This window comes from uncultured Nisaea sp. (assembly GCF_963974195.1).
GTDB lineage: Bacteria > Pseudomonadota > Alphaproteobacteria > Thalassobaculales > Thalassobaculaceae > Nisaea.
Genome location: NZ_CAXBDC010000011.1, coordinates 54,126 through 63,128, shown reverse-complemented (window position 1 = coordinate 63,128; position 9,003 = coordinate 54,126). Strand labels below are relative to the sequence as shown.

At 65.7% G+C, this 9,003-nt stretch carries 1 protein-coding gene; it reads left to right on the top strand.

Annotated elements, in window-relative coordinates; genetic code table 11:
- Nucleotides 1-9,002, top strand: a 9,002-nt coding sequence (locus AAC126_RS04440; RefSeq protein WP_339850478.1) for an amino acid adenylation domain-containing protein, incomplete at its 5' end; no start/stop codon positions are given.
- Nucleotide 9,003 lies beyond the last annotated feature (1 nt).

Here is a 9,003-nt window from a genome sequence, read left to right as displayed (position 1 = left end):
GACTCTGGTTCCTCGCTCAGCTCGAAGGCAGTGCAGCCCCCGATGGCGTTCAGTCCGCCACCTACAATGTCACCGCCGCCCTCGGCCTTGACGGCGCCCTCGACGAGACCGCCTTGCGCGCCGCCCTCTGCGCCCTGACCGCCCGGCACGAGAGCCTGCGCATGAATGTCCGCACCGAAGCCGGACAGCCCGTCCTGCTGCTCCGCGAGGCCTACGATCCCCTGATCGTCGAGGACCTGGCCCTTGAGACGGGTGAAGACCGTGACGCGGTTCTCCGCGCCCGGGCAGCCGCCCATGCCGCAGCCCCCTTCGATCTCGCAACCGAGCCCCTGCTCCGCCTCACCCTGCTCCGGATTGGCGAGAGCCGGCAGGTGCTGCTGGTCAACCTGCATCACATCGCCGCCGACGGCTGGTCCCTCGGGGTGCTGGTCCGCGATCTCAGTGCCCTCTATGCCGCCGCCCTTGCTGACGAGCCCTGTGCCCTGCCGCCGCTACCGGTCCAGTATGCCGACTATGCCGCCTGGCAGCGGGACTGGTTGAGTGGCGCTGTTCTGGAACAACAGATCGCCTATTGGCGCGACCGCCTCGCGGATGCCCCCGCCCTGCTGGAGCTGCCCGCGGACAGGCCCCGCCCCGCCACCAGGACCTGTCGCGGCGGGCACCGTGCCCTCACCCTCGCGCCAGAGCTGACTGACCGCCTCGAGGCCTTCAGCCGGGCAAAGGGCGTCACCCTCTTCATGACCCTGCTCGCCGGCTTCAAGACCCTGCTGCACCGTTACAGCGGACAGCAAGACATCCTCGTCGGCTCGCCCATCGCCAACCGTACACATGCCCAGACAGAAGAGCTGGTCGGCTTCTTCGTCAACACCCTCGTCCTGCGCAGCACCGTCACCCGCGAGACCTCTTTCGAGGCCCTGCTTTCCCGGGTGCGCGAGACAGCCCTCGATGCCTATGCCCATCAGGACCTGCCCTTCGAGACACTGGTGAACGAGTTGCAGCCGGAACGCTCTCTCTCCCACTCCCCGCTCTTCCAGGTCATGTTCGCCCTGCAGAACGCCCCGCAGGAGGAACTGCGTCTCGGCGATGCCGTCATCCAGACCCTCGCCCCCGATCTCGGGACCGCCAAGTTCGATCTCACCCTCAGTATCGAGGCCGGACCACAGGGCCTGACCTGCAACTGGGAATATGCAGGCGATCTCTTCGATCCCTCCCGCATCGACCGCATGGCCGCCCATTACAGCACCCTGCTGGAAAGCCTGCTTGCCGCACCCGAAGCCCCTGCCGGCACATTGCCGCTGCTGACGGAAGCAGAACGGGCCGAGCTTGCAGGCTGGGCTGGTGGGGCGGTGTCTTATCCGCGTGAGGCATCGCTGGCCGATCTCTTTGGAGAGATCGTTGCGGCTGCCCCCGATGCGCCCGCACTGCGATTGGGTAAGACCACGCTGAGCTATACGGAGCTTGATGACCGTGCTGGCAGGCTCGCGGCCTATATCGATGCGCACTACAAGCCCGAACCCGGTGCCGTCATCGGGCTGTGTCTCGAACGCGGCATTGATCTCGTTGTTGCCATGCTCGCCATCCTGAAGACAGGCGGCGCCTATCTGCCGCTGGACCCGGATCTGCCCGCCGAACGCCTCGGCTATATGATTGAGGAGGCAAAGGTCGGGCTGGTGCTCAGCCAGCGGGGGTTGGCGGAGGCGCTTCCGGAGGGAGGCTACGCACAGCTTCTGATCGACAATGACGCGGCAGAGATCGCCGCCTGCGATGCGTCCGTCCCCTCGGGGCGGAGCGATGGCGGCAGTCTGGCCTATGTCATGTACACCTCAGGCTCCACCGGGCGCCCCAAAGGCGTCATGGTGCCCCAGCGCGCGGTCACACGCCTTGTCCGCGACACAGACTATATCGAGATCAAACCCGGCGACCGTATCGCCCAGGCGGCAACGCCCGCCTTCGATGCCGCCACCTTCGAGATCTGGGGCGCGCTGCTCAATGGTGCCGCCATCGAGTTGCTTCACCGCGACGATGTGCTCGATCCGGATCGCTTCGCCGGGCTTCTGCGTGAACAACGCTTCAACATCATGTTCCTGACCACGGCGCTGTTCAATCGTCTGGCACAGATCGACCCTTCCCTCTTCGGTTCTCTCGATACGTTGCTCTTCGGTGGAGAGGCTGTCGATCCGCGCTGGGTCCGTGCCGTGCTCAAGGCCGGAGCGCCAAAGCGCCTGCTGCATGTCTATGGGCCGACCGAATGCACCACCTTCGCAACAGCCCATCCGGTGCTGGAGGTGCCGGACAGTGCCGTCACCGTTCCCATCGGATCGCCCATCGCGAACACGGTTGCCCATATCCTCGACCCGGACGGCCAGCCCGTCCCCGCAGGCATCCCGGGAGAGCTGCATCTTGGCGGCGACGGTCTCGCAGACGGCTATCTCGACCAGCCCGAGCTGACCAACGAGCGCTTCATTCAGCATCCCGTCTTCGGACGCCTCTACAAGACAGGCGACCTCTGCAGATGGAACCAGCTCGGCGCCATCGACTATCTCGGCCGCACAGATCACCAGATCAAACTCAGAGGCTTCCGCATCGAACTCGGCGAAATCGAAGCCGTGTTGCGAGCGCAGGAATGCGTAGAGGAAGCCGTCGTTATCCTGCATGAGGTCGGGGACCGGCGGCGTCTTGTGGCCTACGCCTCCCGGGCTGCGGATGCAGGCTCCCCCGACAGACTGGCCGACATTCTGCAGGCCCACATGGCGACGGCATTGCCGGACTATATGGTGCCGGCACAGACCATCGTGCTCGATACGATGCCGCTTAACGCGAATGGCAAGATCGACCGCCACGCCCTGCCGGAGCCCTCGGATGCCCCCGTCAGGGATGCCTACGAAGAGCCGCGGACCGAACGGGAAATCGCCCTCGCCCTGGTCTGGTGCAATGTTCTCGGCCGGGCACGGATCGGGCGCCATGACAATTTCTTTGAGCTCGGCGGGGATTCGATCCTGAGCATCCAGATCGTCGCACAGGCCCGCGCGGCCGGTCTGCGTCTCGCGGTGCGGGACCTTTTCGAGCATCAGACCATCGCGGCGCTGGCGCCCCATGCGGCAACAGGCGATCTGGCGGATGCCGTGCCGGCAATGCCCCGTGCCAGCGGCCCCGCGCCGCTCACACCCGTTCAATCCTGGTTCTTCTCCTGGGATCTGGCCGACAAGACACATTTCAACCAGGCCCTGATGTTGCGCCCGCGCGACCGCATCACCTTGCCGGAGCTGGAGGCCGCCGGGCACGCTATTCTTGACCGTCATGCAGCCTTGCGCCTGCAGCTCGTGAACGGCCCCGACGGCTGGCGTCAGGACATTGCAGAAACCGCTGGCACGCTGCCGGTCCACCATGAAGACCTCCGCGATTTGCCACCAGATGCCCAGGCCGCCGCGTTGACCGAACGGGCGAGCCATTGGCAAGGCAGCCTCGATCCGGAACACGGCCCGGTCATGCGGCTGGTTCTGTTCGATCTGACGGAGGGGCAACGCCTGCTCTGGTGCATCCATCACCTCGCGGTGGATGGCGTCTCCTGGCGCATTCTTCTCGACGATCTGGAGAGTGCTTTCGCGCAAACTCGCCGGGGCACGGAAATCATCCTCGCCCCTGCATCCGCCTCCTTCCTCGATTGGGCACAGTATCTCCAGACATTGGCCACCAGCCCCGGGATTGCCGAAGAGGCCGCCTACTGGCGCGACTGGGAAGCTCTGCCGCCCCTGCCGAAAGACCATCCCGACGGCATCGCGCGCTGGGACAGCACGGCGCATGTGAAGCTGGCCCTCGACCGGCAGACGACCACCGCCCTGCTGGAACAGGCGCCGCGCGCTTTCGGTACACGGATCAACGATCTGCTGCTCACGGCACTGGCAGTCGCGCTGGAAGACTGGACCGGCCGCAGCGACTGGCCCATCGCGCTGGAAAGCCATGGCCGCCCGGAACATCCGGGTGCACCGGATACGAGCGAGACGGTCGGCTGGTTCACCGCGATCACCCCGGTGCGGCTGGAACTGCCGGACCGGAGCGATCTGGCGGCCTGTCTGAAAGCGGTCAAGGAACAGCTCCGTGCAATCCCCGGCGAGGGACTGGCCCATGGCATCGGGCGCTATCTCACGGACAGCGATCCGGCGGCCTATCCGGAACCCGAAATAGCCTTCAACTATCTCGGCCAGTTCGAGCAGGCGGCGGACGGCAGCTTCTTCACCGTCGCGGGTGAAAGCGCCGGCGAGAGCCAGTGCCTCGACGGCACCAGACCGCATGCAGTGGATATCAACGGGCTTGTGTCGGATGGCGCCCTGACCCTCTCGCTCAGCTACGGCAGCCGACAATATCGCCGGGAGACGATGGAGCAGCTGGCGGCTGGGTTCGAGACCGCGTTGCGGGCTCTCGTGGATCTGTGCCGCAATGAGACGGTCTGCGGCTACACGCCAAGCGACTTCCCGCTCGCGCCCGTCACGCAGGACCAGCTCGATCTTCTGGCAACGGAGCAGGGGCGCGGTGTGACAGCGCTTTACCCCTTGAGCCCGATGCAGCTCGGCCTGGCTTTCCACAGCCTGTCCGATGCGCCGGGCGGCTCGATCTATTTCGAGCAACTGACCTGGAAGATCGGCGGCCCGTTCGACGCGGACAGCTTCCACGCGGCCTGGGATGCGCTCCTGGAACGGCACCAAATCCTGCGCACCGCCCTGTGGCTGGAGGGCGATCAGCCGCTTCAGTTCGTCCGCCGCACAGCCGCCCTGCCATGGCGGGAGCTGGACTGGCGCGCGCTGGACGAGGCGGCACGGGAGAACGCTCTCGAAAAGCTTCTGGCCGAGGAACGCAGCGCCGGGTTCGATCTGACGCGGCCGCCTCTGCTCCGCTGCGTGCTCATCCGGATGGATGACGCACGCTGGCAGTTCGTTCTGGGCTTCCACCATCTGCTGCTGGACGGCTGGAGCCTGCCCATCCTGTTCCGGGACCTGATGCTGCTCTATGGCTCCCGCGCGGCAGATCTTCCGGCGGCGGCGCCTTACGAGCACTACATCGCCTGGCTGGAACACCAGGATGAGGAAGCGGCCCATATCCATTGGCGCACGGCACTCGCCGGTTTCGACGCGCCGACACCGCTGCCCTGCGCCCGCAGCACAGCACCGGACGCGAACGGCGGCGCCCAACAGGAAGCCGGCTTCACTTTCGAGCCCGCGCTCGGCAAGGCCCTGATCAAGAGCGCGCGCGAACGGCACCTGACGCTCAGCACCCTGTTCAATGCCGCCTGGGCCCTGGTCCTGAGCCGGACCAGCGGCGAGCGGGAAGTCACGTTCGGCGTCACCCTCTCCGGCCGGGACATCGATCTCGCCGGGATCGAGGACATGGTCGGGCTCTTCATCAACACCGTGCCGATGCGCGTTTCCACGACGGATTGCCCGACCGGCTCCTGGCTGGACGCCCTGCAGGTGCAACATCAGGAGAACAGCCAGTTCGGCTATGTCCCGCTTGCCGATATCCAGCGGGACAGCGGGATCGCACCGGGCATGGCCCTGTTCGACAGCCTGCTGGTCTTCGAGAATTACCCGCTCGATCCGCACCTTCCGGCAGGACAGGACAGCGGCGCGCACTTCTCCGAAGGACGCGCGATCGATCACACCAACTATCCGCTGACCCTGATCGCGGCCGCTTATGGCGACGAAATCCGGCTTCGTGTCGGTTATGACAGCGCCCGGTTCGACCCGAACGGCATAGAGCGGATTGTCGCGTTCCTGACCACAGCGTTGCGGGGCCTGATCGATGCGGAGGCGGAACAGCCGCTCGACCGGATCGGGATCGTCAGCGCTGAGGAGCGCGCGGCTCTCTGGCACGCAGGGCGCGCGCAGTGCCGCCTGCCGGTCACGGATACGCTGATCAGCCGCTTCGCGTCCCAGGCCGCGCAGCATCCCGACCGCCTCGCCGTCACCTGTGCGGACGCCTCCCTCACTTATGGCGAGCTCGATGCCCGCGCGGAACAGATCGCCCGACACCTCCAGGCGCTCGGTGCCCGGCCAGACCATCTGGTCGGCCTGCTCGCGGAGAGATCCGTCGATCTCATCGCCGGACTGCTCGGGATCGTGAAATCGGGTGCGGCCTATCTGCCCATAGATCCGGCAACGCCCGCAGCGCGTGCCGGTTTCATGCTGGAGGATGCCGGGGCAATCGCCCTTGTGACGGAACGGGTCCACGCGGCCAGCATCACTGGACTGGACCTGCCCTGCCTTTATCTCGACGATCCGGCGGAAGAGACGGTAACGCCCCCCGCACCCGATAAAGCGAGTATGCCGGGCCCGGATCACATGGCGTATGTGATCTACACGTCAGGCTCCACCGGCCAGCCCAAAGGGGTCATGGTCAGCCATGCCAATGTGCTGCGCCTGTTCGATGCGACCGCGACGGACTGCGCTTTCTCGGCCGAGGATGTCTGGACGATGTTCCATTCCGTCGCCTTCGACTTCTCCGTCTGGGAGATCTGGGGGGCGCTGCTGCATGGTGGCCGCGTGGTCGTCGTTCCGGACGATGTCAGGCACTCGCCCGCCGCTTTCCACGACATGCTGGAGAATGAAGGCGTCACCATCCTGAACCAGACGCCGTCGGCCTTCCGCCATCTCATTCCCGAAGCCGTCGAACGCGGACGCACGCTTGCGCTCCGCATGGTCATCTTCGGCGGCGAAGCGCTCGACCTGCCGGGTCTGAAACCCTGGTTCAGCCTTTACGGAGAGGAACAGCCCCGGCTGGTCAATATGTACGGCATTACCGAAACCACGGTGCATGTCACCTGGTGCCCGCTGCGTGAGGGGGATTGCAGCAGCACGGCAAGCCTGATCGGCCGTCCCTTACGCGATCTCGACCTGCATCTGCTGGATGACCGGGGCGAGCCGGTTCCGGACGGTATGGCCGGGGAGATTCATGTCGGCGGGGCGGGACTGGCGCGCGGTTATCTCAATCGTCCCGCATTGACCGCCGAACGCTTCATCGATGGCAAGGTGGAGGGCACTCCCGAACGTCTGTATCGCAGCGGCGATCTCGCCCGGCGGCGTCCGGATGGCGGGCTTGAATATCTTGGCCGCATCGACAAGCAGGTCAAACTGCGCGGCTACCGCATCGAGATCGGCGAGATCGAAGCGACGTTGAGCCAGCACCCGGCAGTGCGCCAGGTGGCGGTGATCGCGCAACAGGATCAGGGCCGCCTCATCGCCTATCTGGTTTGTGACGAAGGTGCGATCCTGGAGCTGCGGGACTGGGCGGCGGCGCGTCTGCCCGCCTACATGGTCCCGGCACTTTTCGTGCCGCTGGAATGCATTCCGCTCACCCGCAACGGCAAGACCGACCACCGTGCGCTGCCTGAACCCGATGCCTACGCCAGCCCGGAAAGCAACCGGAGGGCACCGCAGACCGATATCGAGCAGCGGCTTGTGGAAATCTGGCGAGAGGTGCTCGGCGTCGGGACGATCGGCATCGATGACGATTTCTTCTCGCTCGGCGGACACAGCCTGAAGGCCTTGCAGGTCGTCTCCCGCACCAACCGGGATTTCGGGATCAAGCTGCCCATAGCCCTTCTTCTGAAGCATCCGACGATTGCCGCTCTGGCGCCCTTCCTCGGCAACCATGGCAACTCCAGCTACGCGCCGATCCGGCCTGTGCCCGAGCAGGAAACCTATCCGCTGTCCCATGCCCAAAAACGTTTCTGGCTCGAGGACCGGCTTGCCGCCGACGCCCGCTACAACATGCCGGCAGCCTTCGAGCTGCAAGGCCCGGTTGACGCGGAAGCCCTGCACCGGGCGCTGGAACAGCTGATCGCCCGGCATGAGACCCTGCGCACTATCTTCGTGGAAGTCGATGGCGAGCCGCGACAGCGCATCCTCGGCTCCATTGATGTTCCGCTGAAGAGCATCGCCCTCGACGGTGGAGAGGACGCGGAAGCGCGGACCCGCGCCATCGTCGCGGAAGAGAACCGGACGCGCTTCTCCCTTGAGGCCGCGCCATTGTTCCGCGTGACCCTGATTACCCGGGACGGCGGGCCGACCGTGTTCGTGCTCGTGATGCATCACATCATCGGCGACGGCTGGTCGATGGAGATCTTCTATCGCGAGCTTCTGACGCTCTATCGCGCCGCGCGGGACGGCACAGCCAGCCCGCTGCCGCCGCTGACAATCCAGTACCGGGATTACGCAATGGCGCAGGACCGGCGTGACCGTTCCGAAGATGCACGCTTCTGGGCGGAGCAGCTTGACGGCCTGCAAGGGCCGCTGCGCCTGCCGCACGATCTTTCCGGAACTCCGGGGGCGGTCGCGCAGGGCAACCGGGTGCGTCTGCTGTTGTCGGAAGGGAGCAGCACGGCTCTCCGCGCTCTTTCACATGAAAAGGGGACAACACCCGCCAATACCCTGCTCGCCCTCTTCAAGCTGTTCCTGTTCCAGCTCACCCGGCAGCAGGATATCTGTGTCGGGATGGCCGCCGCCAATCGCGGGAGACCGGAGCTTGAACCGCTGCTCGGCGCGTTCGTGAACCTGCTGCCGCTCCGCACCCGGATCACACCGGATCTCGAATTCGGAGATCTGCTCGACCGGGTAACCCGGACCAGCGCCGATGCTTTGGATCATCAGGATTACCCCTACGACCTGATCCTGCGCGGCCGGGGTCCGGCGGCGGACAACCGCGATCCGGTCAATGTCATCTATGCCTATCAGAATGCGGCCGACATTCATCCGGACGGTGCCGCACCCACCGAGGAGGGGCGCGGAACACCGCACGGAACGCCGGAAGGACCCGACGCAAAACCCCTCGACCTCATCTTCCCGTTCGCCAAGGTCGACCTCATGCTGCTGGTCGAGGATCCGGGCTCCGCCTTCGCGCTGACCCTGGAATATGACGCTGGCCTGTTCACGGCTGAAACCGCCGAACGTCACCTGCAGAGCCTGAACCGTTTCGCCGAGGCCATCGCCGCCGGCGCATCGGATGCGGCGTGAG